The following is a 25,778-nucleotide window of genomic DNA, read 5'->3' on the forward strand; positions in this document are numbered from 1 at the left end:
GCCCCGGCCCCGGCCGCCACCACTGCCGCAGCCCCCGCGCCGACCACCGCGTTCGACGTCAGCGAGCTGGGCCCCAGCGACGAGGCCTGCACCGACTTCAACAGCTTCGTCAACGCGAAGTGGGTCGCGGCGAACCCGATCCCGGAAGACCGCACCCGCTGGGGCGCCTTCGACAAGCTGGCCGAGGACAGCCTGAACACCCAGCACGACATCGTCGACGCCGCCGCCAAGGGCGCCGCCACGGCCCAGGCCGGCTCGATCGAGCAGAAGATCGGCCAGCTGTACCAGTCCGGCATGAACGAGGACGCCATCGAGAAGGCCGGCTTCGACCCGATCAAGCCCAAGCTCGACGCGATCGCCGCGCTGAAGAACGGCGCCGACGTGGCCGCCTACATCACCAAGGCCTACGCCGAAGGCGACGGGCTGGTGTTCGGCTTCGGTTCCGGCGCGGACTTCCAGAACGCCGCCATGCAGATCGCCTACGCCAACCAGGCTGGCCTGGGCCTGCCCACCAAGGACTACTACACCGACGCCAAGTACAAGGATCTCCGCGACGCCTACGTGGCCTACATCGCCAAGGCGCTGCAGCTGACCGGCGTGTCCGAGGCCGACGCCAAGAAGCAGGCCGACGAAGTGCTGGCGTTCGAGACCAAGCTCGCCGCCGCCTCGCTGGCGCCGGTGGAAGAGCGCGACCCGAAGAACCAGTACCACTTCGTCAGCGTCAAGCAGGCCGACAAGGTCACCCCGCACTTCAACTGGGAGAACTTCTTCAAGGCCCAGGGCGTGACCATCGACAAGGGCTTCTCGCTGTCGCAGCCGAAGTTCTTCGCCGAGTTCGACAAGCTGCTGGCCAGCGCGCCGGCCAGCCAGTGGCAGGCCTACCTGCGCTTCCACACCATCGACGACGCCTCGAACTACCTGAGCAAGAACTTCCAGGACAACAAGTTCGACTTCTACGGCAAGACGCTCGCCGGCCAGCCGCAGCAGAAGCCGCGCTGGAAGCGCGTGCTGGGCGCGGTCAACATGTCGATGGGCGAGGCGCTTGGCCAGCTGTACGTCGCCAAGGTGTTCACCCCCGAGGCGAAGGAGCGCGCGCAGGTGCTGGTGGACAACGTGCGCAACGCGCTCAAGACCCGCATCGAGAACCTCGACTGGATGAGCGACGCCACCAAGCAGCAGGCGATCGCGAAATGGAACACCTTCCTGCCGAAGATCGGCTACCCGGACAAGTGGCGCGACTGGTCGGGCCTGAACGTCAACGGCGACAGCTACTACGGCAACGTGATGGCCGCCTCCAAGTTCAACTACGACTACGACATCGCCAAGATCGGCAAGCCGACCGACCGCAAGGACTGGGGCATGACCCCGCAGACGGTCAACGCGTACTACAACCCGACCGACAACACGATCAACTTCCCGGCCGCGATCCTGCAGCCGCCGTTCTTCAACGCCAAGGCCGACGACGCGATCAACTACGGCGGCATCGGCGCGGTGATCGGCCACGAGGCCAGCCACGGTTTCGACGACCAGGGCAGCCAGTTCGACGGCGCGGGCAACAACAAGAATTGGTGGACCAAGGACGACCGCGCCAAGTTCGACGCCCGCACCGACAAGCTGGTGCAGCAGTTCAACGACTACGCGCCGATCAAGGACAAGCCGGACGCGCACGTCAACGGCAAGCTCACGCTGGGCGAGAACATCGCCGACCTGGGCGGCCTGAACGTGGCGTACGACGCGCTGCAGGTCGCGCTGAAGAACAACCCGAAGGAGGCCGGCGAGAAGATCGACGGCTACACCGAGGACCAGCGCTTCTTCCTGAACTGGGCGCGCGTGTGGCGCGGTTCGGTGCGCGAGAAGCAGGCGCTCCTGTACCTCAACACCGATCCGCACGCACCGGCTTCGCTGCGCGCGATCGGCGCCCCGTCGAACATGCCGGCTTTCGCCTCGGCGTTCCAGTGCAAGCCGGGCGACGCGATGGTGCGTTCGGGCGACAAGCAGGTGAAGATCTGGTAATTCCCGCCGGGCCGCGACGCCAGTCGTCGCGGTCCGCGGTCTCCTCGACGCCGCGCGCATGCGCGGCGTTTTTTTCGTGCGGGTGTTCCCGGCGAATCCGGGCGAACGCCGGATCGGGTGCGGAAGCGGGAAAAACGGCAAAGCCCGTCAGTCGGACGGGCCCCCGCCGTGGATGCCCGCCACCTGCGCCCGGCCGACACCCTGGCGGTTCGCCGCCGCGGGCGTCCCGTAGCCGCCGCCCATGGCCTGATACAGCGCCGCGCTGTCGGCAAGCCGTTGTGCCTGGGCGCCGATCAAATCGATTCGGCTCTGCTGCGCCCGTTGCCCCGCGACCAGCCATTGAACGTAGCTGGCAGCGCCGAGCGCGTATTGGCGCCGCATGGATTCAAGCGAGGCCTGCGCCGCCGCGTCGGCGGCAGCGAACGAGGCCAGCGCATCGGCATCGTGGTCCAGCGCCCGCAACGCATCGGCCACGTTGCGCAGCGCATCTAGCACCACGCTCCGATAGTTGGCCGCCGCCGCATCGAGGGCGGCCAGCGAGGCCCGTTTCTCGGCCGGCAGGCCCGGATCGAACAGCGGCTGGGTCAGCTGGCCCAGCACGCTCCACACGGCCGAGCCGCCGCCGAACAATGCCCCCGTGGTCAACGCTTGCGTGCCGAGGCCGGCGCTGAGGTCGAGCTGCGGGTACAGCTTGGCCACCGCCACCCCGTATTCGGCGTTCGCGACGTGCAACAGCGCCTCGGCCGCCTGGATGTCGGGGCGACGACGTACCAGTTCGGAAGGCAGAACCACGGGCAGGTCGGAAGGCAGCCTGAACTCGTCCAGCGCGAAATCCGGCACCTTCGCCGCTCCCGGCGCCTGCCCGGCGAGTACGGCCAGAAGATGCTCGCTTGCTTCCAGTTGCTTGCGCAGCAATGGCAACCCGGCACGCGTCTGTTCCACCTGGGTCTGGAGTGCCAGCACATCGTCCGGCGAAGCATTGCCGAGACGCACCCGCTCCCGGGTCAGTTGCAACTGCTCGTCCTGCGCATGGATCACGGCTTCCGTTGCCGCGATCTGGCCGGCAAGCCTGGCCCGGGCAATCGCGGTCGTGGCGATGTTGGCGGCCAGGGTCAGGCGGGCGCCGTCCAGTTCGTGGCGCCGAAAGTCCGCACGGGCGGCCAGCGCTTCCAGCGCCCGCCGGTTGCCGCCAGCCAGATCGAGCCGGTAATGCACGCCGATGCTGGCGTTGTACAAACTGAATTCGCGCGCCTCGCCAGCCTGGCCGAGCATGTTCGGATTCAGGCGTTGGCGCTGCGCGGAGACACCTGCATCGACGCGTGGATAGAGCGTCGATCCGGCCTGCGCCGAATAGGTCTCCTGCGCCTGCCGCAAGGTGGCCTTGGCGGACGCCAGCGTGGGACTGGCCAGGAAAGCCTGCTCGATCCACGCATCCAGCCGGCGGGAGTTCAGGCCGTGCCACCACTGCGCGCCGACGTCCGCGCCGACATCGAAGCGTTGCGCATCTCCAAGCCCCGTCGCTGCGGCTGCCGTCTGGACGGGCAATGGCGTCGTCGTGTAGCCGGATGCGTCGGGAGGCGCTGGCTGCTTGAAGTCGGGCCCGGCGGCACAGCCCGCCAGCAATCCGGCAAGAAGCGACGAAAGCACCACCCGCACTGGAGCACCCCGCAGCCTCGGGCGACCTGCCGCATTGCGGTGGATCGAAACGGCGCTGTTCATGATCGCCAGCTCACCGCGGCCTGCGCAACGGGCAGGTGTTCAGTCCCAGCAGGCGGTAGCCCGGACAGCGCCCGGCGATGCCGGTCAGCAACGGCATCACGCCGATCAGGCCGAACCAGCGCCACGGCGTATCGAGCCAGAGCGGCAGGCTCAACAGCAATAGTCCGACGACGATACGGATGAGGCGATCGATGCCTCCGACATTGATTTGCATGGTGCTGTTCCTCGCTGGGTGGTGGGATGTGCGGTCACGGCCGACTTTGCGGCGGCCCGGTTTGTGCGGTCAGTCGAAACCGCGTCCCTCGCCGGCTTCCTCGTGGGTCACGCCGTCGCGGATGTGGTAGATGCGCTTGAAGGTCGGGATGATCTTTTCGTCGTGGGTGACGACGATGACGGCGGTCTCGAATCGCCTGGCCATGTCGTTCAAAATGCGGATCACCGCCATGGCGCGCTGCGAGTCCAGCGGCGCGGTCGGTTCGTCGGCAAGGATCACCGGCGGCCGGTTCACCAGCCCGCGCGCGATGGCCACGCGCTGCTGTTCGCCGCCCGACAATTGCGAGGGCATGGCCTGGGCGCGATGCTGCACGTCCAGCGCGGTCAGCAGTTCCAGCGCACGCTGGCGCGCCTCGTCGTTGGACACGCCGGCCAGCATCGGCAGCAGCGCCACGTTGTCGGTCGCGTCGAGGAACGGGATGAGGTAAGGCGCCTGGAATACGAAACCGATCTTGTCGCGGCGCAAGGCGCGCAGGTCGCGTACCTTCCAGCCGTCGTCGTAGATCACCGTGTCGTCCAGGATCATGCGGCCGGACGTCGGGTCGATCACCGCGCCCAGGCACTTGAGCAGGGTGCTCTTGCCCGAGCCGGAGGGACCGATCAGGCCGACCACTTCGCCGGGCGCCACTTGCATGTTCACGTCTTTCAAGGCAAGGACGGCGGTGTCGCCTTCGCCGAAGCGCTTGCTCAGGTTCTCGATGCGGATGCCTCTTGCGCTCATGCCCTTACCCAATGGCCTCGGCCGGATCGACCTTGAGCGCCATGCGGATGGCGACGACGCTGGAAAGCACGCAGATCGCGAGCACGGCAAAGAAGCCCGCGACCGTGTCGCCCGGCACCAGCAGCACGTACTTCGGGAACAGCGGCGCAGCGAACGTGGCCGTGATCTTGCCCACGACGAAACCGATCACGCCGAGCACCAGCGCCTGCTGCATGATCATGGCGGCGATCGTGCGGTTGCGCGTGCCGATGAGCTTGAGCACGGCGATTTCGCGGATCTTGTCCATGGTCAGCGTGTAGATGATGAAGGCCACGATGGCCGCGCTGACGATCGCCAGGATCGCCAGGAACATGCCGATCTGCCGCGCCGACGTGGCGATCAGCTTGCCGATCAGGATGCCTTCCATCTGCGTGCGGTCGTACACCGTGAGCCGTTTCCAGCGACGGATCGGTTCGGCCACTTCCTGCGGCGTGAACTCGGGCCGGATGCGTACCAGGATGGCGTTGACGTAGCTGTTGCCGGTCTGCGAGCCGATCACCGCGTCCAGCAGGCCCGGCACGCCGGGGCGGTTGAAGGCCGGATTCGCTTCGGTGCGGCGGCGCTGCATGAGGATGGCGTCGTTGTCCTTGAGGAACTGGGCCTCCTGCGCGTCCTTCAGCGGAACGAACACCATCGGGTCGCCGTTCGACGAAACCATGCGGCGCGTCAGGCCGACCACGGTGTAGCGGTTGCGGCGGATCTGGAGCGCATCGCCGAGTTGGAAACCGGTGGCGAGGTCGGCCACGGCCTCGTAGTGCCCGCGGGTGATCTGGCGTCCGGCGACGAGATGGGGCGGCCAGCCCGGAACGCCGGGTTCGCCCGCGGCGATACCCACCACCATCGCCCTGACGTCCTCGTCGCCCTTGCCCACCTGCATGGTCAGATAGGTGACGTTCGCCGCCTGCGCCACGCCGGGCATGGCGCGGATGCTGCGCCACAGGTCATCGGGGATGCTGGAGGATTCGGCGTAGGGGCCGAGGGTGCCTTTCTGCACTACCCAGAGATCGGCGCCGCTGTTGTCCAGCAGGACCTTGCCGTCGTCCACCATGCCGCGATACACCCCGGCCATGGTCAGCGTCACGCCGATCAGCAGGCCCAGGCCGATGCCGGTGAAGATGAATTTTCCCCAGGCATGCAGGATGTCGCGTCCGGCCAGGCTGATCACGGCAACACCCCGGGAAGGCGATCGACCACGTGGATGCGGCTGCGCGCAGTGAGCGCCTTCTCGCTGTACACCACCAGCCGGTCGCCGGCGGCCAGCCCCTTCGCCACTTGCACGCGACCGTCGAGATCGGAACGGCCGAGCACGACCGGCGCGAAGGCGAGCTTGCCGCCGGCGAGCTTCCACACGCCGCGCTTCCCGCCGACCGTGCGGATGGCGGCGTTGGGAATCGTCGGCGCGACGGGCAATGCGGGCAGTTGCACGGTGACTTCGGCCAGTTCCCCCACCGGCGGCAGCGGCGACAGCGGCGTGTCGAAGACGATCTTGGCCAGCGTTTCTTCCGTTACCGCGTCGGCCAGGGGTTCGATCCGCAGCACGCGGCCCGGCTGGAACCCGCCCGGCCGCGAGCGCAGCACGATGCGGGCGGGCAAGCCGGCGGCCAGACCTTCCGCGCTGATCTGGTCGAAGCGCGTATCGATCCACAGGCTCGCGGGATCGATCAGCTCGACGACCGGCTGGCCCGCCACCACGGTCGTACCGGGGTCCGCATCGCGCGCGGTCACCAGTCCGGCGACCGGCGCCACCAGCCGCAGGTTGCCGCGTTGCGCGCGCAAGGCTTCCAGTTCGGCGCGCATGCGGCCGGCGTCTCCGCGCGCCGCTTCCAGCGCCGCGTTGGCGACCGCCAGCTCCTGCCGCCGGGTCGCGGCGTTTTCCTCGCTGGTGCTGCGCGCAGCCAGCAGCTGCTCGTAGCGGTTCGCCTGGGTCTGCGCGAAGGCACGCTTCGCCTCGGCCTGCCGCAAGGCGGCTTCGGCGCTGCCGATCGCGGCCTGCTGTGCGCCGATGCGCTGGTCCAGGTCCACCGGGTCCATCTCGCCCAATACCTGGCCCGCCCTGACCACGTCGCCCACGTGCACGTCCAGCCGCGCGACCCGCCCGGCATAGGTCGGGCCGATCCTGTACGTGTAGCGTGCCTGCACCGTGCCGATGCCCGACAACGCCGGCGCGATGGCCTGCGGCTCCGTGGTGGACACGGTCACCGCCACCGGCGCCAGCGGACCCGAGCGCAGGACGACGAACGCGAACAGCAGGACGAACGGCGCAATGACCGCGATCAGCGCGAGCGTGCGCCGCTGCAGGCGGGGGAATTTCATTGGCCGCTCCCGATGCCGCGGCGATAGATCGCGAACACGCCCGGCGCGTCGCGACGGATACGCGCCACGTCGCCCGCCAGCAGCGACTGCATCACCAATCCCTGGATCGTGCCGATGAACAGGACCACGGCGGCATCCGCGTTCAGTCCCGCATCCAGTTCGCCCTGCGCCTTGCCGGCTTCGAGCAGGCGGTGCAGGCGTTCGCCGTAGCGGCGGATCAAGGTCTGCACGATGCGCTTCGGCAAAGTCTCCCCCTGCCGCTGCAATTCGCCGAACAGCATCCTCGGCACGCCCGGGTGCTCGGTCACGAAGTCGACGTGCGCCATGAAGACCGCCTCCAGCGCCGCGACCGGCGACGCAACGCCTTCGGCCGCCGCGTCCACCCGCGCCAGCAGGTGGTCCCCGACCCAGGACATCACCGCCTCCAGGATCGCTTCCTTGGTCGGGAAGTGGCGGAACAACGCCCCCTGGGTCAGCCCCATGCGCTGCGCGATGGCCGTGGTCGTGATGTCGCCGGGATTCTGCTCGGCCGCCAGCCCGACCACGGCCTCGACGATGACCGCACGCCGCTCGTCGGCCGGTAGATGCCTGCGAATGCTGCCCATGATCTGCGCCATAAGTAAGTAAGTTATTACTATCTTACCGTTGTGCAGGCCAATTGCAACAAGGCGCGCCCGAAAAGCCGGCCACGGCGATCTTCAGCCCGGCCGGACCAGGAGGGAGGACTTCCGCAGGTGCGTCTGCAATGCGACACGGGCGTGGCATGGCGCACGCACGCCGGACCAGACGGCCGGGCCACAGCGTGTTCCGCGGTCGGGCGCAGCGATTCCACCCATCCGCCGTCAGAACCACCGCGTCGCGTTCGCGGCGACGCGGTTCATGGTCGGCGCGGCGCTTCGCTACGCCGCGTGCGCGCTGCGCACCTCGTAGGCCTTGAGGTGGGTGTAGGCCAGCCGCAGCATCGGCGTGTCCACGCCGTGTGCCTCGCCGCGGGCCAGCAGGTCGCCGATCACGTGGTCGGCCTCGACGCGGCCGCCGTGTTCGAGGTCGCGCATCATCGAGGCGCTGAGCGCGGAGCCGGTTTCGGTGAGCACGTCGCTGCCCCGCTGCAGCACTGCCGGGTGCGGTTCGTGGCCACAGGCGGCGGCGACGCGGCGACACTCGTCGAACAAGGCCAGCGCGGCCTCGCGGCCGCCGGGCGCGGCCATGATGTCGCCCACCGGCGCGCGCAGCAGGCAGGTGATGCCGGCGAGGCTGGCGAGGAACACCCACTTGTCCCACATGTCCTGCACGATGGCGGTGCTGGCGTGCGGTTCGAAGTTCGCGCCGGCCATCGCCTGCGCGACGCGCTGCACGCGTTCCGGATCGCCGCCGTCGCGCGCACCGAAGCTGAGGCTGTGCGAACGGTTGAGATGACGCACGGCGCCGTCGGCGTCCAGCGTGGCGGCGATCACGCATTGGCCGCCCAGCACCCGCGCGGCGCCGAAGCGCGCGTCGAGCAGGTCGAGCTGGCGCATGCCGTTGAGGATGGGCAGCACCGCGCTGCGTTCGCCCATCGCGGGCGCGATGTCCTCGATCGCCTGCGGCAGGTCCCATGCCTTGCAGCTCAGCAGCACGAGATCGAACGGCTCGCGCAGCGTGGCCGCGGTCACGGTGGGCGGCGCGGGGAGATCGGCGTCGCCCAGCGCGCTGCGGATGCGCAAGCCGTTGTGCGCGAGCAGCGCCGCGCGTCGTTCGCGCACCAGGAAGCTCACGTCCTGCCCTGCCTGCAGCAGGCGCCCACCAAAGTAACCGCCGGTGGCGCCGGCGCCGACAACCAGCATGCGCATGCCTGCTCTCCTCGTGACCGTTCCCGTCGAAACGCCGGTCAGGGTAACGCGTCGCACGGCGGATGCCGAAGCAACCGGGCGCGACCCACTTTTTCGCAACTATATATTGCGAATCATTATCGTTTGCCTTATCTTGCCGGCGGTCAGGGGGAGCGTGTCACCGGCATCGATGCACGCGCTCCACCGCCCCGCATGCGGTTCGCCACAGGTCGTTGCAGCCACACCGCGCCTCTTTCAACCCAAAGCGCGAACCGGCGCCTCGCAGCGCCGGCTCCGACTGCAATCTCAAAGGAAACACGATGTCCGCCTCTTCGTCGCCGCTGGTCGCCGTACGCTCCCGCCCCGCCGCCCCGAAACACCTGCTCGCCTCCACCATCGGCCTCGCGCTGGTGTCTGCCCATGCCACCGCCGCCGACAACACCGCCAGCCCGCCGGAGCCGCCGGCCACCGGCCCGCAAACCACCCAGCTCAAGGGCGTGCAGGTGCAGGCGAACACGCTCAATGCCACCTCGCCCAAGCTCACTGCAAACCTGCTGGACACGCCGCGCTCGATCGACGTGATCCCCGCGCAGGTCATCCAGCAGACCGGCTCCAACTCGCTGGTGGACGCGCTGCGCACGGTGCCGGGCATCACCTTCGGCGCCGGCGAAGGCGGCAACCCGAACGGCGACCGCCCCTTCATCCGCGGCTTCGATTCGCAAAGCTCGCTGTTCATCGACGGCGTGCGCAGTTCCGGTTCGCAGTCGCGCGAGATCTTCGACATCGAGCAGATCGAGGTGACCAAGGGCCCCAGCTCCGCCTACAGCGGACGCGGCTCGGCCGGCGGCAGCATCAACCTGGTGACCAAGGCGCCGGAAGCGCACGACTTCATGCACGCCAGCGTGGGCGTGGGCAGCGATACCTACGCCCGCGCCACCGTCGACTGGAACCAGCGCGTGGGCGACGACGTGGCGTTCCGCCTCAACGTGATGGATCACCACAGCGACGTGCCCGACCGCAACGGCCCGCAGCAGAAGCGCTGGGGCGTGGCGCCCTCGATCACCTTCGGCCTGGGCCAGCCCACCAGCGTCACGCTGGGCTACTACCACCTGCACAGCAACGACATACCCGACAGCGGCATCCCGTACGACAACCCGTTCGCCGCCACCAGCCCCAACGCGCATCTCAACGGCAGCGGCAAGCCGATAGCCGTGCCGCACGACACCTTCTACGGCCTGCTCGACCGCGACTTCCAGCGCCAGGACAACGACGTCGGCACCATCCGCGTGCAGCACGATTTCGGCGGCGGCTGGCTGCTGCGCAACAGCAGCGTGTATGCGCGTTCCACCAACGACTACATCTGGACCCTTCCCGACGACAGCAACGGCAACTTCCTGTTGAACGGCGGCGTGTGGCGGCGCGGCAACAATCGCGTCAGCAGCACCGACAGCCTCACCAACCAGACCGACCTCACCGGCGAGTTCACCACCGGCAGCATCAAGCATAGTGTCGCCATCGGCGCCGAGCTGGCCCGCGAGAAGACCTGGCGCGACAGCTACATCCTCGGCGCGATCGATCCCGCCACCGGCAAGGTGTACCCAAGCCAGACCGGCAGCATCGTCAACGGCGCCTGCAAGCCGGGTATCGGCGCGGTCTCCGGATACTGGTGTGCCCCGGTGCTGAATCCGAACCCGCACGATCCGTGGAACAGCCCGATCACGCGCGCCAACGCACCGACCAACATCGTCACCAACACCCGCTCGGCCTGGGCCTTCGACACCATGACGCTCTCCGAGCAGTGGGAGCTGAACCTCGGCGCGCGCTTCGACAGCTTCCGCACCCGCTCCACCAGCGCGGCGGCGCGCCTGAGCAACGACAGCAACTTCTGGAACTACCAGGCCGGCCTGGTCTGGAAGCCCGCTAAGAACGGCAGCGTATACCTGTCCTGGGGCACCTCCTCCACCCCGCCCGGCGTGGATGCGGGCGACGGCGCCGACGGCATCGCGGTCACCAACCAGGATCTCAAGCCGGAGAACAGCCGCAACCTGGAGCTGGGCAGCAAGTGGAGCCTGCTGGACGAGCGCATTTCGCTGTCCGCCGCGGTGTTCCGCACCGAGATGAGCAACGCCCGCGTCGCCACCGGCGGCCGCGGCAGCGCGCAGATCAACGCCGGCAAGCAGCGCGTGGACGGCGTGGAGATCGGCGTCAACGGCAAGCTCACCGAGCGCTGGACCGTCTACGGCGGCTACACCCACCTCGACAGCAAGCTGGTGAAGGCCGCCCCCGGCGACCCGGCCAGCCTCGGCAAGCGATTCCCCAACACGCCCGAGGACAGCCTGAGCGTGTGGACCACGTATGCGGTCACCCAGCGCCTCACCATCGGCGGCGGCGCGTTCGCGATGGGCAAGGTCTACGGCAACGCCGACAACACCAAGTGGGTGCCCGGCTACACCCGCTACGACGCGATGGCCGCGTACGTGGTGAACCCGCACCTCACGCTGCAGCTCAACGTGCAGAACCTCACCGACAAGTACTACTTCAACGAGGCCTACACCACGCACTACGTCGCGGTGGCGCCCGGCCGCGCGGCGATGCTGACCGCGGACTTCAGGCTGTAGGCGCGTAGCCGCCCGGCTTGGGCACCACCGCCGGTCCGCACCGCGCACCCTCTGCAACCCGCTCCCCCACGGGAGCGGGTTGCGGCACTCCACAAGGATCACCATGCTGCTGCACATCCCCGACATCCTCGACGCCGAGCAGATCGCGCAGTTCCGCACGCGGCTGGACGGCGCCGAGTGGGCCGACGGGCGCGTCACCGCCGGCTACCAGTCCGCCCAGGCCAAGCGCAACGGCCAGCTGCGCGAGGACGACCCGCTCGCCCGCGAACTCGGCGCCGTCGTCACCGACGCGGTGTTGCGCAATCCCACCTTCTTCGCCGGCGCGCTGCCGCGGCATGTCTATCCGCCACTGTTCAACCGCTACGGCGAAGGACAGGACTTCGGCATGCACGTCGACAACGCCGTGCGCTACGACCGCACGCGCCAGCCCGCGCAGACCGTGCGCACCGACCTCTCCGCCACGCTGTTCCTCGCCTCGCCGGAGGAATACGACGGCGGCGAACTGGTGATCGAGGACAACTTCGGCACGCATGAGGTGAAGCTGCCCGCCGGCCACCTGGTGCTCTACCCCGGCAGCAGCCTGCACAAGGTGCAGCCGGTGACGCGCGGCGCGCGGGTCGCCGCGTTCTTCTGGATCCAGAGCCTGGTGCGCGGCGACGGCCAGCGCCGCATCCTGTTCGAACTCGACGTGACGATCCAGTCGCTCACCGCCAGCGGCGCCGATGCGGACGCCCTGCTCTCGCTCACCGGCGTCTACCACAACCTGCTCAGGCAATGGGCGGAGAGTTGAGGCAGGACGCGCCCGTGTACGCACGGCGCCTGGATGCGGACGCGCTGGCGCAGCAACTGCGCGACGATCCCGCCGCCGCCATCGTCGCCTTGCGCGACGCCGCCCGCGCCGACGACGCCGAGGCGCAGGCCTGGCTGGGCCAGCTCCATCTCGACGGCAACGTCGTGCCGCGCGACGCGGCCGAAGCGCACTACTGGTTCCAGCGCGCCGCCCATGCCGGCGTGCCGATGGCAATGAACATGCTGGGCCGCTGCTGCGAGAACGGCTGGGGCGTGGCCGTGGACTTCCCGCTCGCCGCCGTGTGGTACCGCCGCGCCGCCGCGCACAACCTCGACTGGGCGATCTACAACCTCGCCCACATGCACTGGAACGGCCGCGGCATGGCCGCCGACCGCGTCGCCGCCTTCACGCTGTTCCGGCGCGCCGCCGCACTGGGTCACGCGCGCGCCATGCACTTCCTCGGCCAGTTCCACGAACACGGCTGGGAGACGCCGGTGAACCTCGACCGCGCGTTCGATCTCTACCGCCAATCCGCGGAACTCGGCGACTATCGCGGCCTGTGCAGCTGGGCCTCGGTGCTCGCCGGCATGGGCCGCGTCGACGAAGCCGTCCCGTTGATAGAACGCGCCATCCCGCTCGCGCCGACGCACTATCTTGGCCCGCTCGCTGCGCAACTGCGTCCATCTGCGCATGTGGCCTTGCACCGGCTCGCGATATGGATCGACGAGCTCAGCACGCCGCGCGCAGACGCTTGATCCCTCGCTTGAGCGCAGCCCGCATCCGCGCCTTCAACGCAAATTCTTGCGTCGACAGGTGGTAGCAAAAACTCGATCAGCGGCGGGCACCTGATTATCCACCGCATGCATAATCGTGCTGCGTCCGCAACCCGTTGCGGACCGAAGTTGAATTCAATCACCGGGGAAACATCACGATGAAGAGGACGCGCATGCGCCGCTTGCCGGTTTGCGGCTTCACGTTGATCGAATTGATGATTGTGGTTGCGATCATCGCAATCCTGGCGGCGATCGCCATCCCCAGCTACATGGACTACGTCACCCGCAGCAAACTGAGCGAGGCCTACAACGCCTTGTCGGCCTATCGCGTCAGCATGGAGCAGTACTACCAAGACAACCGCACCTATGACAAGGGATCAGCCTGTGGCGTAGCGGTAGCAGCGAGTACGTACACCTATTTCACTGTCGCATGTGCGCCCGCCAGCGGTAGTTCCGCTGGCGAAGCGTATACGGCAACCGCGACTGGCAAGACCGGAACTCCGGTTGCCGACTTTACATTCCAGATCGATAACAACAACAACCGTCAGACCACCGCCACCCCGGCTGGCTGGGGAACGGCCCCCATCGATTGCTGGGTCATGCGCAAGGGTGGAGGCTGCCAATGAACCCGGCGCCCCAGCACGGTTTCAGCTTGATTGAACTGATGGTGACGATTGTCATTTTCGCCGTGCTGGTGCTGCTTGGCGTTCCCAGTTATCAGGAGTGGATACTCAACAGCCGCATCCGCAATGCCTCGGAATCCATCCAGAATGGCTTGCGTCTGGCCCGCAATGAAGCTACTCAACGCGATCTCGACGTCCGGTTCGAACTGACCTCCGCTGCGGCCACCGCCGACTGGACCGTATGCGCCTTGACGGCGACGGCGACGAGTTGCACCGATACCGGGGCGGTTCCGATCCAGAGTTTTGTGGCCAGTGGTGGCGCTGGGGGTGTCCTGGTTGGCGCCAGCGTCGCCATCGCCCAAAGCACGACCTTTGACACCGGCCTCACGGGCGGATTACCCGCCGGCATCACATTCGACCCGCTGGGCCGACCGACAGCATATGGCACTACGTCGCTGCTGCGCATTGATGCTTATGCGGCGCAGGCAGGCAGCCGGCGACTGGTTACCACCATTTCACCCGGAGGCCAGGTGCGCATGTGCGATCCCCAACTTCCATTGAGCACCAGTCCCCAGGGGTGCAAGTGAAGACCAGGCGCATGAAAACTGGTGGTCGTGTTCCTTTGCAACGAGGCATCGTACTGCTCGATGCACTGGTCGCGATCGTGATTTTCTCGATCGGCATCCTGGGCATGGTGACTCTGCAGGCAGCCGCGATAAAACTCGCCGGCGATGCAAAGTACCGTACCGACGCCGCGATGCTGGCCGATCAGGTGATAGCGCAGATGTGGACCAGCGATCCGACTGTGCTGTCGACCAATTACGCGGGCGCCTCCGGTACCGGCGGGACCGGTTATACGACATGGGCTGCAACCCTCGATTGCAAGTCCGCTACTGCATCCACCAGTTGTCTGCCCGCGGCAGCGGCTTATCCGCCCAGCATCGTAGTCGGGGCCGACAATCTCGTCACCGTCACCGTCAAGTGGAAAGCTCCGAACGACACCGGCCCCCACAACTATGTCTCCATCACCCAAATCACCCGCTGACAAAGCGTTCACCCACGGCGACCATGCCTGCGCATGCGACACGCATTGTGCGGCGACGATGCGCCATCGGGGCTTCAGTCTGATCGAGCTCATGGTCGGCATGCTCGTAAGCCTCATCTGCATTCTCGCCATCATGTCGGCTTTCGCGGTGTACGAGGGTCGCAAACGAACCACGACCAGCGGCGACGATGCCCAGCAGAGCGGCAGCTATTCGCTGTACTCCCTGGAACAGCAGATCCGCACGGCCGGTTCCGGCATGGTGCAAGGCAATCGCTACGGCCTGTGGGGTTGCCCGATGGAGGCATGGTCGTCGAGCACAAAACGGCTACCGCTCGCCGGGGCACTGCCTGCGCCGTTCGACACTTGGCCGCTAGCCACCCGCGCCGTACCGGTACTTGTGGCCGATGGCGGCACCGATGCCGGCGGCAACGTGCTGCCCGATGTAATCGGCATCATTGGCGGCAACCCGGCGCTGCGGGTGTTCAAGGCACCTGTCACCGGCACTCCGGATGCCTCCCATGTGGTGCTCGGCAACTCGTTCGGTATCAACCAAGGCGACTACCTGCTGGGCATCCGCTCCGACGGTACCTGTGCCCTGGCACTTGCCGCGACGGCGCCCGATGCCTCGAACAACATCACGCTGTCCGTACCCGGAAGCCCGAGCACGGGCTTGATAAATACGGTCAATTCGTACGTCTTCGACATGGGAACCGAGCCCGTCATCAGCCTGTACGGCGTCGATGCGACCAGCCACTCCCTGGTCTCGTTCGATCTGCTGCAGCGCCCGGTGAACGGCCTCGCCGCTGCCGTGCTTCCCGTCGCCGACGGCATCGTGCAGATCAAGGCCCTGTATGGCATCCACGATGGCAGTGGCGGGGCCGGTGAGGATCCGGACGTTGTCGATACATGGGTACAGCCCACAGGGGCATGGTCCATCGGGACGCTTACCGCGACCACAGCTGCCGCCGCTGCAGCCATGAACCAGATCAAGGCCGTTCGCGTGTCCATCGTTGCGCAAAGCAAGTTGCCCGAGCACGCATCCGATTACACAAACGGCGGCAGTTTGGTGCTGTTCCCCGACCAGCCAACCGTGAAATACACGATCACCACGCAACCGCATTATCGGTACAAGGTCTACGACACCACGATCCCGATCCACAACGCACTTATCACCAAGTACTTCTGAGCCGCCCACATGAGCACAAAGAGCGTTGGAATGACAGGCAGGCACGGACCGCGGAATCAACGCGGCATGATCGCGACCCTGCTCGCCATCATCGTCCTGGTCGTGACCGTGCTGGCCGCCGTGGCCCTGATGCGTTCCGTGGATACCAGCAACACCATCGCCGGCCGCGTTGCCTTTCGCCAGACAGTGATCCAAGAGGCTGCACTCGCCTATGAGGATGCCAAAGCCAAGATCATCTTCAATGAACCAACCAGTGACAACAACGTGACCAGCCTGGGTTATTACGCCACCCCGCAAGCGGCTACCGTTCGCACCGACAAGGATCTACCCGATGTATTGGTGAACGAAACCGCGGGTGGCATCGGTACCGTGCTTGGGGTAACCAGCGGCGACAAGGTGTTCTATGTGGTGGAACGACTCTGTCCCAACATCGGTCCAGCCGACCCCAAGACCTGCATCGTACCAGGCGCTTCCATCCAGGGTGGTTCCGTCTCCAACCAGACCAAGGACAACGGGCCACCGTTCACCTCGGGTGCCTATGCGGCTTTCCGCCTTAGCGTAAAGGTGGTTGGTCCGAAAAATACCGTGGGTTATGTGCAATCCGTAATGCGCTGACCGAGGTAGTCGCACAGCGACAGGCGAATCTTGATCATGCAGACAGCAGACATGTGCCCGACGCAGTCAGCACTCGCGCACAGGAAGGTCAAGGGCAGCTTTTCATCCATCGAGAAGCAGGCGCAAATTGCGGCTTCGACAAGTTCTCTACTCATCGAATTGTGGAAATGGCCATGTACAAGTCACTTCGCGCATCTTTCATGTCTGGACCAGGAAGCATGCTACTGGCCTGCATGCTGACTTTGGGTGGAGGCGGCACCGCACAGGCAGCGACGACAACGCTGGCCGACACTCCGGTCTACAGCGCCTCCAACGTGCCGGCCAATCTGATGATGGCACTATCCGTGGAATTTCCGACGGGTACGGTTGCAGCCTACAAGGGTACCAACGACTACACATCGACCACGCGATATCTTGGCTATTTCGACAATGCAAAGTGTTATACGTACGACAGTACGGACGGGTATTTCGTGCCTGCCAGTACAACCACAACCGCCAGCTGTGACAGCACACACTGGAGCGGCAACATGCTCAACTGGGCCACGATGGCGGCCTTGGATGAGTTTCGGCAAGCACTGACCGGCGGCAATCGCGGCGCAACAGGTCTCGGGGGGGCCGATACCGCAACCACTACCGTGCTGCTTCGCTCGAACCTTACCAAGCAGGGAAGCTACCGCACCAACTTTCCTGATAAAAACGTGAATCCTTCGGGAGTGGTCGGAGACACAACCCTCAATACAGCGAGCACGGTGTACATCAGGAACGGGGGTCTGGGCACCACATTCGAAGTCGCAGACAACTCGGGCTTCACCAATAATCCAGCCAGCGGCACCCCCGGGCGTAGCGGCTACCAGGCCGCGACACACATGAAAACATACAACGCGCAGGTGCAGGTATGCGTTGCGGACCTGCTTGAAACCAATTGCAATTCCGCACACGCCAGCACCGATTATCCAGGTGCTGGCGTTTATGCCAAGCCCGAGGGGCTGATTCAGCAGAATTACACCAAGATACGAGTCGGCGCGTCGGGCTACGGATATTTGATGGGAAATGTCAACGGCCAAGCCAACGGCGTCGTGCGCGCACTGTTACGTGACAATGGCCCAACCGCATACAACGGCAACGCCCCCCGCATAAACCCCAACCCATATGCGGAATGGGATCCAACGACTGGCATCTTCGCCTCCAATCCCGACACTGCCGATACCACCGGAACAGCGCCTGGCGGTGGAAATGCGACGCAGACTGGCGCGATCAACTACCTGAATCAATTTGGCTATACAAGTGCGGGCTATGAAACATACGACACCATAGCGGATCTCTACTGGGCGACACTTGCCTATTTCATGCAGGTTCCCCTTGACACCAGCTACACGAGCAACCTGTCCAGCACCAACAGCACCGACCCAAGTTTTCCAGCATTTACTGGAACCCCTCCCAATGACCCGATAAGTTATTCTTGCCAAGCCAACGCCATTGTGACGATCGGCGATGATCACACCCACTACGATACCAGGGTTCCCGGCGGCACACTCACCAGCGCCGTCGTTGGCGGCGGATTACCCGCCATACCCGCCAATGGTACCGTTCCGGCAGTAAACGCCGCATCCTATACGACGGCGCTCGGCAATCTTCCACTTATCGAGGGGACGACACCGGCAACAAATAGCTATGCCCAGTACATAAATTCCGGAACTCCTCCTTCACTCGGGAGCGTGGTCTGGGGGGATCAGGCAACGTACTACATGCCTGGCTTGGCCTACTTTGCGCATACCAACGATATACGCAATGACGACCCCAATGTGAAGTCCACGCAGGGCAAGCAAACGGTGGACACCTATACGGTCGATGTCCTGGAACCAGGCAGTTATGATGGCACTTCGGGTCACGAGATCTATAATCCGACAAAATATACAGCTGCGGGCCCCAATATTTATTGGCTTACGGCCAAGTACGGTGGCTTCAACGACATCAATGGGAATGGAAGACCGGCCAGTTTCTTCACCTGGCATACCAATTCGACCACAGTCGCTGCCAAGACTTTACGTCCGGACAATTTCTTCGTGGGCAACCAACCGGACCTGCTGCAGTCCGGGCTCAAGCAAATTTTTGGTCGCGTAGCCTCGACCAGCATTGCGCGCGGCGCCGCCCCTGGTGTCACCTCGACACGCGCCCTGGCTTCAATACCAGCCAGTACGGCGCCCTACTTCTCTCCAGTCAGCGGCTTCCCGATCTACAACGTCCAGTACAAACCTGTCTCGTGGGATGGTGATGTGTCCGCCTTCGTAGCCAGCAACACGGCAGGAGGCAGCGTGACACCGGTCGCAGGCACCAATACCTGGAGTGCCCAAACGCAGTTGGAGGCATTGACGCAGTATGTAAATAGCACCAACAACGGATGGGATACCGGCCGCCGCGTCATCACCTGGAACAACGCCACGAAAAAGGGCGTACCTTTCCGTTACGCCAACTTGTCGCCGGCCGAGCAGACTGCTGTAGGCAGCACATCCCTGGTCAGTTTCCTGCGCGGCGACAAGAGCAACGAGGGGACGACCTTCCACGTACGCAGTCACATCCTTGGCGACATCGTCAATTCCTCGGCCGTGCTGGTGCAAAACGCACTATCGCCCTCGTACTCGGAATCTGCCAACCCGGGCTATACCGCCTTCGCGACATTGGTGCAGAACCGCCAACCTGTGACCTATGTGGGTGCGAACGACGGCATGCTGCATGCCTTCGAGGCCGACTTCACCAACCCGACGGTGACCAACCCGGTAGGGGGGGGCGGCAGCGAATTGTTTGCCTACGTGCCCAGCCTGCTCTATGCGGGACCAAACAATTCCCCCCAGGTCGACGGACTCGCCGCGCTGGCGAACCTGGACGGCGTTACCACGAACAACTACAGCCATCATTTCTATGTCGACAGCACGCCACAGGTGGGCGACGTCGATTTCAGCTATACGGGCCTCAATCCCCTGCCTTCCACTGCCACAACATCCAGTTGGCATACCGTCCTGGTGGATGGCCTGGGCAAGGGCGGCAAGGGGATCTTCGCACTCGACATCACATCGGTACCTTCATCCATCCAGCCAACCGGCAGCAATACGGCAACGGGAGAACAGGCACTCGCGTCCAAGGCGCTATGGGAGTTCACCGATGCCGACATGGGTTACAGCTACGGCCACCCATTGATCCTCAAGACACGCAAATACGGCTGGGTGGTGGTGATGACGTCCGGCTATGACAACACCACGGGGCCACTTGCGGGCCACGGCATCCTGTACGTGCTAAACGCCAAGACCGGTGCCTTGCTGCAAAAGATCGACACCGGCGTAGGCAGCGCCACCAATCCTGCCGGCTTGGCGCAGGCAACGGGCTATACCCAGGACGTGAGCGACGGCACGATCGACCAGGTCTACGCAGGCGATCTGCTGGGGAATGTCTGGCGTTTCGATTTGTCGGAGACGGCACTCGACGCCAGCGGAAATCCGACCCCAAACTATCCCGCGCCTACCCTGTTTGCCACGCTCACCGATCCCTCGGGCAATCCGCAGCCGATCACCACCGCTCCGCGCATCGAAGAAGGCATCGACTCCACCGGCCTGGGTACGCTGCGCTGGGTATTCGTGGGCACGGGCCAGTTCCTTGATACCAGCGACCTGAACAACGCACAGAAGCAAACCATGTACGCCCTCCGCGACGGCAGCGGCAGCACGCCATCCACGACTGGCCTCCCCTTGACTCGCAGTGTTCTGGTGACGAATCCGCTGACAACTCCGCTGAATGTTGCTGACAGTGCCAGCGGCTGGTACTACGACCTTCCGGGAGCCGCCGGCAGCAACGGCGGTACCGAACGGATCGTGGTGAATCCCGATGCATCTGCTGGCGTCTCGGTGATCGCGTGGGCCACAGTTACACCGTCCACCGATCCGTGTTCGTTGCAGGGAAATATCTACGCCGCCGACTTCTCGACAGGGCAGTCCGTGTTGCAGGACAGCGCGGGCAATGTGATGCAATCCATCACCACCAATACGGCGACTACCGGACTGCAGATGATCCAGTTGCCAGGTGGCCAGTTCGCGATCCTGTATGGACAGACCGGATCCCTGCCGCAAACTGCCAAGATCAAGCAGCCCGCTGGCAGCAACCTGCTCAATCGCGTCAATTGGCGCGAAATCCTCAACTGACCGGCACAAGCATGTGATCCACGGCGGCGCCCGGGGCAACCCGGGCGCCGCTTTTCATCTTCAAGGACGGGTACAAGCGATACGTGGCGGTTCCCACCACACGGCTTGCAGCGGATAATTGTCGGCCCTCGAACCCAAGCGGCTGTGCAATGTTCGTACCTGGTCAACGCTGGATCTCCACCGCCGAGCCGGAGCTCGGCCTCGGCACCGTGCTGCGCGTCGAAGGACGCGGCGTGCAGGTGCTGTTCGCCAAGGCCGGGGTGTTGCGACCTTACGCGGTGGATTCCGCGCCGCTGGTGCGCGCCGAGTTCCGCGCCGGGCAGCGCGTGGCCGGCAAGGGGATCGCGTTCCTGGTCGAGCAGGTGGAGATCCGCGAGGACCTGCTGATCTACCGCGGCGAAGGCCGCGAGCTGCACGAGGGCCAGCTCGACGACGAGCAGAGCGTGAGCCAGGCCGACGATCGCCTGATCGGCGGGCGCACCGATTCCGTGGCGCAGTTCGAGTTGCGCGTGGAAGGCCTGCGCCGCCGCGCCGAGGCGCGCCGTTCGCCGGCCTGGGGCCTGGGCGCCGCGCGCGTGGGCCTGGTGCCGCACCAGTTGCGCGTGGCCGGCATCGCCTCGGCGCGCCGGCCGCCGCGCGTGCTGCTGGCCGATGAGGTGGGCCTGGGCAAGACCATCGAGGCGGGCATGATCGTGGCGCGCCAGCTCGCCACCGGCCGCGCCTCGCGCGTGCTGTTGCTGCTCCCCGACACCCTCGTCTACCAGTGGTTCGTGGAACTGCTGCGCCGCTTCAACCTCAGCTTCGCGATCTACGACGAGGAGCGCTGCGAGGCGCTGTCGCTGTCGGACGAAGGCGAGGCCAGCGGCAACCCGTTCGAGGACGAGCAACTGGTGATCGCCGACTTCGCCTTCCTCGAAGCGAACCCGAAGCGCGCGCAGCAACTGCTGGACGCGCCGTGGGACCTGCTCGTGGTGGACGAGGCGCACCACCTCGCCTGGACGCCCGAGGCCGCCAGCCCGCGCTACACCCTGGCGGAACGGCTGGCCGCGAAGACGCCGGGCGTGATCCTGCTCACCGCCACGCCGGAACAGCTGGGCCGCAGCGGCCACTTCGCCCGCCTGCGCCTGCTCGGTCCGCAGCGCTACCACGACCTCGACGCCTATCTCGCCGAGGCCGAGCGCTTCCAGCCGCTGTCGCAGGTAGCCGACAAGCTGCTCGATGGCGAAGCATTGAGCGACGCCGAACTCGCCATGCTGCGCAACGCCTTCGCCGGCGATGCGGCGCTGGAAGCGCGGCTTGCCGACACCACCAGGCCCGAGCACGCGCGCGAAATCCTCGCCGCGCTGATCGACCGCCACGGCACCGGCCGCGCGATGTTCCGCAACCGCCGTGCCGGCATCGGCGGTTTTTCGCCAACCGTGCCGCCGTGGGAGGGGGCCGGGGGCGCCCGCGGGGGGGGGGGCGGGGGGGAGGGGGCACGCTCGCGCCATGTCGACCACGAAGCGAAGCGCTGCTTCGGCAGGTGCTTGCGCAAGCCCCGACCCCTCACCTCGATCCTCTCCTCGCTCCTCAAAGCTGCGGCCATCCATGGCCGCTCTCCGCGTGCCCCTGAGGGGAGAGGAAGCGAACGCGGGCGCTGCGCGCCGGCTTTCATTTTTGGACGGCAATGATGCGTGTGCGCATCGTTGCCGTCGGCGAACGCATGCCTGTGTGGGTGGCCGAGGGCTTTGCCGAGTACCGCAAGCGCCTTTCGCACGAGTTGCCGCTGGAGCTGGTGGAACTGAAGCCCGGCGTGCGCGGCAAGGGGCGTGATGATGCGAAGGCGATGCTGGATGAAGGCGCGGCGATCCTCGCCGCGTTGCCGCGCGACTGCCATGTGGTGGCGCTCGATGGCCGCGGCAGGACCTGGTCCAGCGAGGAGCTGGCCGAACAGCTGACGGCGTGGCGCATGGCGGGCCGCGACCTCGCCTTCCTGATCGGCGGACCTGATGGCCACGCACCCGCGGTGCTGGCGCGTGCTGACCAGCGCTGGTCGCTGGGTCCGCTCACCTTGCCGCACATGCTGGTGCGGCTGGTGCTGGCCGAGCAGCTCTATCGCGCCACCACCATCGTGGCGGGGCATCCCTACCACCGCGCCTGAGCGCGCGTCAGCGGTGCTGCTCGTCGTCGCCCAGGCCGTGGGCGACGCCCATGCCCGCACCCATGCCGCCCACGCCCATACCCATGCCGCCGCCACCACCGCCGGTCTTGCCGCCCTCGCGGCCGCCGCCTTCGTTCCTGCCGCGGCTGGCGCCGGGGCGTGCCGGTCCCTGCTTCGGTATCGCGAGGCTGGCCGGCACGGGTTCCAGGTCCAGCACGCGGCGAATGAAATCGCGCAGCGACACCACCAGCTCGTCGGTGTGCGTGGGCCGGCCCGCGGCAAGGTCGGCGGCGGCCTTCGCGGCCAGCCGCACCTGGGGCTCGGTGCCCAGCAGGATGATGTCGGACAACGCGGCCTCCACCGCGTCGCGCATGCGTCGCGCGCGGTCGCCGTTGGCCGAAGATGCGGCATCCGGCACGGGCGATCCTTCCGCACGCTGCCGCAACTCGCGCAGGTGGGTGGGATCGACCGCGAGGTTGCCGGTGAAGGAGCCGCCCAGCGTCTTGTAGGCGGCGATCAGGGTACGCAACCGTTCGTTGATCTGGCGGTTCTCGCGCTCGCGTCGCTGCTGGATCGTCTGCATCGCGAGCAGCCGGATGCCCACGCCGATCAGGGTGATCACGGCCAGCCCGAACAAGGTGGAGAGCAGCGCCTGCCACGAGCTGAAATCCAGGTTGCGCATGCATGCTCCGGGCGGGATGGCTGGCGCCAGCATGCCGCCCGCTGCCGTGCATGGCAACGCCTGCACGGATCGCCATGGTCGTGAAACCGCGGCCCTGGCTTGTGCGATCATCCCTGGTCGCGAGAATCGAACGGGCGGCCCGTCGAGGTCGCAGCGTTCTTCGTCTGACCCTCTGATCCGCGCGGTACCGATGCGATGAATTCCACGATACGGCAAGCCACCTTCCACGACATCGACGCGCTGCTGCCCTTGTTCGACGGCTATCGCCAGTTCTACGGCAAGCCTTCGGACGAAGCCGGCGCGCGCGAGTTCCTCACCGCACGCCTGCGCCTGAACGAATCGCTGGTCCTGCTGGCCCGCGATGCGCATGGCGCGGCGCTGGGCTTCACCCAGCTCTATCCGCTGTTTTCCTCGGTGCGCATGGTGCGCACGTGGCTGCTCAACGACTTGTTCGTGGCCGCACACGCACGGCGGCAGGGCGTGGCGAAGGCCTTGCTGGAAGCGGCGGCCGGGCAGGCGAGGAAATCGGGTGCGGCCAGCCTGTCGCTCTCCACTGCGCACGACAACCTCGCGGCGCAAGCCTTGTACGAATCGCTGGGCTGGCGGCGCGACACGCAGTTCCGCGAATACAGCCTCACGCTTTGAAGGACACGCGCATGCTCCATCTCGCTTCGCAGTCGCCGCGCCGGCGCGAGCTGCTGACCCAGCTCGGCGTCGATTTCCGCGTGGTCGACGTCGACGTGCCCGAGTTGCGCGCGGCGGCGGAGTCGCCGCGCGAGTACGTGAGCCGGGTGGCGCGCGACAAGGCACGCGCCGGCCTGGCCGCGCTCGCGGGCGTTGCCGATGCCGCGGTGCTGGGCGCGGATACCGAGGTGGTGCTGGACGACGAAGTGTTCGGCAAGCCGCGCGACGCGCACGACGCGGCGGCGATGCTGCGCCGCCTGTCCGGCCGAACGCATGCGGTGGTCTCGGCGGTGTGGCTGGTCGATGCGCACGGAGAACGCAGCGCCTGCTGCGTGTCGCGGGTGCGCTTCGCGGAACTCGACGAGGCCGCCATCGCCGCCTACGTCGCCACCGGCGAATCCTTCGGCAAGGCCGGCGCCTATGCGATCCAGGGCCGCGGCGCGGCCCTGGTCGAGCACCTGGACGGCAGCTATTCGGGCGTGATGGGCCTGCCCCTGTTCGAGACGGCGCGGCTGCTGCGCGAGGTCCGCGCGATCGCCTGAATCATCCGGGTTGGTGCAGCGAGACGAACATCGCCAGCATCGCCAGCAGGTTGTTGCAGGCGTGGGCGATCACCGCCGGCCACAGCGAGCCGGAACGCAGCCGCAGCCACGCCAGCGCCGCGCCCAGCAGCGCGAGGTTGGGCACGGCGTACCACAGCCAGCGCAGGTCGGGCAGGTGCACCAGCGCGAACAGCACGGCGCTGACCGCCACCGCCCGCACGGCGCGCATGCGCCGCAGCAGGGCGGACAGCAGCACACCGCGGAACAGCAGTTCCTCCGCCACCGGCCCGATGGTGGCCACCGCCAGCGTCAGCGCGATGCGCAAGCCGGTGCCGGCGCCGCTGCCCAGTTGCTTCACGTCCTGCGGCACGGCGTGGCCGTGCGCCAGCCATTCGGTGAGCTTGCCGCCGACCAGCGGCAGCAGCACGCCCAGCGCCACCGCGGCGACGCAGTACACCGTCGCGGGGGCGACGAAGCCGAAGCCGGGCGGTTCGGCCCGCGACCACAGCTCCGGCCAGCGCGTACGCGCCAGCCACAGCGTGCCCAGCGCCGCCCCGCACAAGGTGACGATCACCAGCGCGCTGCTGACGTCAGGTTGCGCGATCAGCGTGGGCAGGTCGGCGGGCATGCCGGGATGCAGCAGGCGATGGCCCAGGCCCAGCAGCAGCGCCGCCAGGAAGCCCGTCGCCATCTGCAGCAGGAAATACACCGCGATCAGGCCCAGCGCACCGCGGAGGCCCGGTAGCCGGGACGGGGAAGGGACGGGCTGGTGGGGCGGCAGTACGGGCGGCAGGCTGGTGCGTGGTGCATCCATCGGGCGGGGAATCCATGCGCCTGACGGACGGAATCGCCGGGTCGCGCGGCGCCGCATCCCGATGCCCCATCTTGGCGGCAGGCCTCGACGCGGCGCAATCCTCCCTCCGGCAGGGGGCGGTGCTACGCTCACGCGCGATTCGCTGGCGCCCGGGGCGGCGCCATGCGGGCCGCCGACCCCGAGGAGAGGAACA

Annotated in this window: 22 protein-coding genes and 1 pseudogene; 14 read left to right on the forward strand and 9 right to left on the reverse strand. The window is 66.5% G+C overall.

Annotated features, from left to right (window positions below; genetic code table 11):
- The coding region (locus PCA_RS05440) for a M13-type metalloendopeptidase (protein ID WP_181301583.1) at positions 1 to 2,013 on the forward strand (2,013 nt) is incomplete at its 5' end.
- 147 nt (positions 2,014 to 2,160) lie between these two features.
- Here PCA_RS05440 and PCA_RS05445 read toward each other — a convergent pair.
- From PCA_RS05445 to panE, 7 genes are all read right to left on the reverse strand, one after another.
- Positions 2,161 to 3,732 carry an efflux transporter outer membrane subunit gene (locus PCA_RS05445; RefSeq protein ID WP_181301584.1) on the reverse strand — a complete coding sequence of 524 codons (1,572 nt, stop codon included), beginning with the start codon at positions 3,730 to 3,732 and terminating at the stop codon, positions 2,161 to 2,163.
- 10 nt (positions 3,733 to 3,742) lie between these two features.
- Complete coding sequence (locus PCA_RS05450) at positions 3,743 to 3,946, reverse strand: DUF2892 domain-containing protein (protein ID WP_181301585.1); 204 nt, start codon at positions 3,944 to 3,946, stop codon at positions 3,743 to 3,745.
- 69 nt (positions 3,947 to 4,015) lie between these two features.
- Entirely contained in the window at positions 4,016 to 4,726 is a 711-nt protein-coding gene (locus PCA_RS05455; protein WP_181301586.1) for an ABC transporter ATP-binding protein, read from the reverse strand.
- 4 nt (positions 4,727 to 4,730) lie between these two features.
- Positions 4,731 to 5,930, reverse strand: coding sequence for an ABC transporter permease (locus PCA_RS05460; RefSeq protein ID WP_181301587.1), 1,200 nt, complete (start codon positions 5,928 to 5,930; stop codon positions 4,731 to 4,733).
- Positions 5,927 to 7,078, reverse strand: coding sequence for an efflux RND transporter periplasmic adaptor subunit (locus PCA_RS05465; RefSeq protein ID WP_181301588.1), 1,152 nt, complete (start codon positions 7,076 to 7,078; stop codon positions 5,927 to 5,929). The genes PCA_RS05460 and PCA_RS05465 overlap by 4 nt, the downstream gene beginning before the upstream one ends.
- Entirely contained in the window at positions 7,075 to 7,683 is a 609-nt protein-coding gene (locus PCA_RS05470) for a TetR/AcrR family transcriptional regulator (protein ID WP_181301589.1), read from the reverse strand. The genes PCA_RS05465 and PCA_RS05470 overlap by 4 nt, the downstream gene beginning before the upstream one ends.
- A gap of 294 nt (positions 7,684 to 7,977) precedes the next feature.
- Positions 7,978 to 8,907, reverse strand: coding sequence for a 2-dehydropantoate 2-reductase (gene panE / locus PCA_RS05475; protein WP_181301590.1), 930 nt, complete (start codon positions 8,905 to 8,907; stop codon positions 7,978 to 7,980).
- Between the two features lie 299 nt (positions 8,908 to 9,206).
- On the opposite strand from panE, the gene PCA_RS05480 reads away from it, so the two are divergent.
- The 11 genes and pseudogenes from PCA_RS05480 to rlmH all read left to right on the forward strand — a co-directional run bounded on the left by PCA_RS05480 (position 9,207) and on the right by rlmH (position 22,863).
- Positions 9,207 to 11,504 (forward strand): TonB-dependent receptor, encoded by a 2,298-nt coding sequence (locus PCA_RS05480; protein ID WP_181301591.1) that lies wholly within the window; start codon positions 9,207 to 9,209, stop codon positions 11,502 to 11,504.
- A 103-nt stretch (positions 11,505 to 11,607) separates the two neighbouring features.
- Positions 11,608 to 12,294, forward strand: coding sequence for a Fe2+-dependent dioxygenase (locus PCA_RS05485; RefSeq protein WP_181301592.1), 687 nt, complete (start codon positions 11,608 to 11,610; stop codon positions 12,292 to 12,294).
- Positions 12,295 to 12,308: 14 nt separating this feature from the next.
- A complete protein-coding gene (locus PCA_RS05490; RefSeq protein WP_343204416.1) occupies positions 12,309 to 13,049 on the forward strand; it encodes a tetratricopeptide repeat protein in 741 nt (246 codons plus the stop codon).
- 176 nt (positions 13,050 to 13,225) lie between these two features.
- On the forward strand, positions 13,226 to 13,693 hold the full coding sequence (locus PCA_RS05495; RefSeq protein ID WP_304624777.1) for a type IV pilin protein: 468 nt from the start codon (positions 13,226 to 13,228) through the stop codon (positions 13,691 to 13,693).
- Complete coding sequence (locus tag PCA_RS05500; protein WP_181301594.1) at positions 13,690 to 14,277, forward strand: GspH/FimT family pseudopilin; 588 nt, start codon at positions 13,690 to 13,692, stop codon at positions 14,275 to 14,277. The genes PCA_RS05495 and PCA_RS05500 overlap by 4 nt, the downstream gene beginning before the upstream one ends.
- An 11-nt stretch (positions 14,278 to 14,288) precedes the next feature.
- Positions 14,289 to 14,735 (forward strand): type IV pilus modification protein PilV, encoded by a 447-nt coding sequence (gene pilV, locus PCA_RS05505; protein ID WP_181301595.1) that lies wholly within the window; start codon positions 14,289 to 14,291, stop codon positions 14,733 to 14,735.
- A 58-nt stretch (positions 14,736 to 14,793) separates the two neighbouring features.
- Positions 14,794 to 15,921 (forward strand): PilW family protein, encoded by a 1,128-nt coding sequence (locus PCA_RS05510; protein ID WP_255436684.1) that lies wholly within the window; start codon positions 14,794 to 14,796, stop codon positions 15,919 to 15,921.
- 66 nt (positions 15,922 to 15,987) lie between these two features.
- Positions 15,988 to 16,536, forward strand: a complete 549-nt coding sequence (locus PCA_RS05515; protein WP_181301596.1) for a hypothetical protein — start codon at positions 15,988 to 15,990, stop codon at positions 16,534 to 16,536.
- Positions 16,537 to 16,709: 173 nt separating this feature from the next.
- Positions 16,710 to 20,723 carry a PilC/PilY family type IV pilus protein gene (locus PCA_RS05520; protein WP_181301597.1) on the forward strand — a complete coding sequence of 1,338 codons (4,014 nt, stop codon included), beginning with the start codon at positions 16,710 to 16,712 and terminating at the stop codon, positions 20,721 to 20,723.
- Between the two features lie 149 nt (positions 20,724 to 20,872).
- Positions 20,873 to 22,132 (forward strand): annotated as a pseudogene (locus PCA_RS05525) (SNF2-related protein); the annotation flags it as partial.
- A 260-nt stretch (positions 22,133 to 22,392) separates the two neighbouring features.
- Positions 22,393 to 22,863, forward strand: a complete 471-nt coding sequence (rlmH, locus tag PCA_RS05530) for a 23S rRNA (pseudouridine(1915)-N(3))-methyltransferase RlmH (RefSeq protein WP_181301598.1) — start codon at positions 22,393 to 22,395, stop codon at positions 22,861 to 22,863.
- Between the two features lie 7 nt (positions 22,864 to 22,870).
- Here rlmH and PCA_RS05535 read toward each other — a convergent pair whose 3' ends face one another.
- Entirely contained in the window at positions 22,871 to 23,545 is a 675-nt protein-coding gene (locus PCA_RS05535; protein ID WP_181301599.1) for a hypothetical protein, read from the reverse strand.
- A 195-nt stretch (positions 23,546 to 23,740) separates the two neighbouring features.
- On the opposite strand from PCA_RS05535, the gene PCA_RS05540 reads away from it, so the two are divergent.
- Together PCA_RS05540 and PCA_RS05545 are read left to right on the forward strand one after the other, a co-directional pair.
- Positions 23,741 to 24,190 (forward strand): GNAT family N-acetyltransferase, encoded by a 450-nt coding sequence (locus PCA_RS05540; RefSeq protein ID WP_181301600.1) that lies wholly within the window; start codon positions 23,741 to 23,743, stop codon positions 24,188 to 24,190.
- A gap of 11 nt (positions 24,191 to 24,201) precedes the next feature.
- Complete coding sequence (locus PCA_RS05545; RefSeq protein WP_181301601.1) at positions 24,202 to 24,771, forward strand: Maf family protein; 570 nt, start codon at positions 24,202 to 24,204, stop codon at positions 24,769 to 24,771.
- Position 24,772: 1 nt separating this feature from the next.
- Here the strand turns inward: PCA_RS05545 and PCA_RS05550 are convergent, their stop codons facing one another.
- Entirely contained in the window at positions 24,773 to 25,585 is an 813-nt protein-coding gene (locus PCA_RS05550; RefSeq protein WP_181301602.1) for a CPBP family intramembrane glutamic endopeptidase, read from the reverse strand.
- Positions 25,586 to 25,778: the final 193 nt, after the last annotated feature.

Origin of the sequence: Rhodanobacter sp. PCA2, assembly GCF_013620825.1 — a bacterium.
GTDB lineage: Bacteria > Pseudomonadota > Gammaproteobacteria > Xanthomonadales > Rhodanobacteraceae > Rhodanobacter_A.

What these genes read in the sequence shown, in the direction of transcription:
- PCA_RS05445 (WP_181301584.1), bottom strand. Translation starts at nt 3,732, where the DNA reads ATGAACAGCGCCGTTTCGATCCACCGCAATGCGGCAGGTCGCCCGAGG.
- PCA_RS05450 (WP_181301585.1), bottom strand. Translation starts at nt 3,946, where the DNA reads ATGCAAATCAATGTCGGAGGCATCGATCGCCTCATCCGTATCGTCGTC.
- PCA_RS05455 (WP_181301586.1), bottom strand. Translation starts at nt 4,726, where the DNA reads ATGAGCGCAAGAGGCATCCGCATCGAGAACCTGAGCAAGCGCTTCGGC.
- PCA_RS05465 (WP_181301588.1), bottom strand. Translation starts at nt 7,078, where the DNA reads ATGAAATTCCCCCGCCTGCAGCGGCGCACGCTCGCGCTGATCGCGGTC.
- PCA_RS05470 (WP_181301589.1), bottom strand. Translation starts at nt 7,683, where the DNA reads ATGGGCAGCATTCGCAGGCATCTACCGGCCGACGAGCGGCGTGCGGTC.
- panE (WP_181301590.1), bottom strand. Translation starts at nt 8,907, where the DNA reads ATGCGCATGCTGGTTGTCGGCGCCGGCGCCACCGGCGGTTACTTTGGT.
- PCA_RS05480 (WP_181301591.1), top strand. Translation starts at nt 9,207, where the DNA reads ATGTCCGCCTCTTCGTCGCCGCTGGTCGCCGTACGCTCCCGCCCCGCC.
- PCA_RS05485 (WP_181301592.1), top strand. Translation starts at nt 11,608, where the DNA reads ATGCTGCTGCACATCCCCGACATCCTCGACGCCGAGCAGATCGCGCAG.
- PCA_RS05495 (WP_304624777.1), top strand. Translation starts at nt 13,226, where the DNA reads ATGAAGAGGACGCGCATGCGCCGCTTGCCGGTTTGCGGCTTCACGTTG.
- PCA_RS05500 (WP_181301594.1), top strand. Translation starts at nt 13,690, where the DNA reads ATGAACCCGGCGCCCCAGCACGGTTTCAGCTTGATTGAACTGATGGTG.
- pilV (WP_181301595.1), top strand. Translation starts at nt 14,289, where the DNA reads ATGAAAACTGGTGGTCGTGTTCCTTTGCAACGAGGCATCGTACTGCTC.
- PCA_RS05510 (WP_255436684.1), top strand. Translation starts at nt 14,794, where the DNA reads ATGCGCCATCGGGGCTTCAGTCTGATCGAGCTCATGGTCGGCATGCTC.
- PCA_RS05515 (WP_181301596.1), top strand. Translation starts at nt 15,988, where the DNA reads ATGATCGCGACCCTGCTCGCCATCATCGTCCTGGTCGTGACCGTGCTG.
- PCA_RS05520 (WP_181301597.1), top strand. Translation starts at nt 16,710, where the DNA reads ATGTACAAGTCACTTCGCGCATCTTTCATGTCTGGACCAGGAAGCATG.
- rlmH (WP_181301598.1), top strand. Translation starts at nt 22,393, where the DNA reads ATGCGTGTGCGCATCGTTGCCGTCGGCGAACGCATGCCTGTGTGGGTG.
- PCA_RS05535 (WP_181301599.1), bottom strand. Translation starts at nt 23,545, where the DNA reads ATGCGCAACCTGGATTTCAGCTCGTGGCAGGCGCTGCTCTCCACCTTG.
- PCA_RS05540 (WP_181301600.1), top strand. Translation starts at nt 23,741, where the DNA reads ATGAATTCCACGATACGGCAAGCCACCTTCCACGACATCGACGCGCTG.
- PCA_RS05545 (WP_181301601.1), top strand. Translation starts at nt 24,202, where the DNA reads ATGCTCCATCTCGCTTCGCAGTCGCCGCGCCGGCGCGAGCTGCTGACC.
- PCA_RS05550 (WP_181301602.1), bottom strand. Translation starts at nt 25,585, where the DNA reads ATGGATGCACCACGCACCAGCCTGCCGCCCGTACTGCCGCCCCACCAG.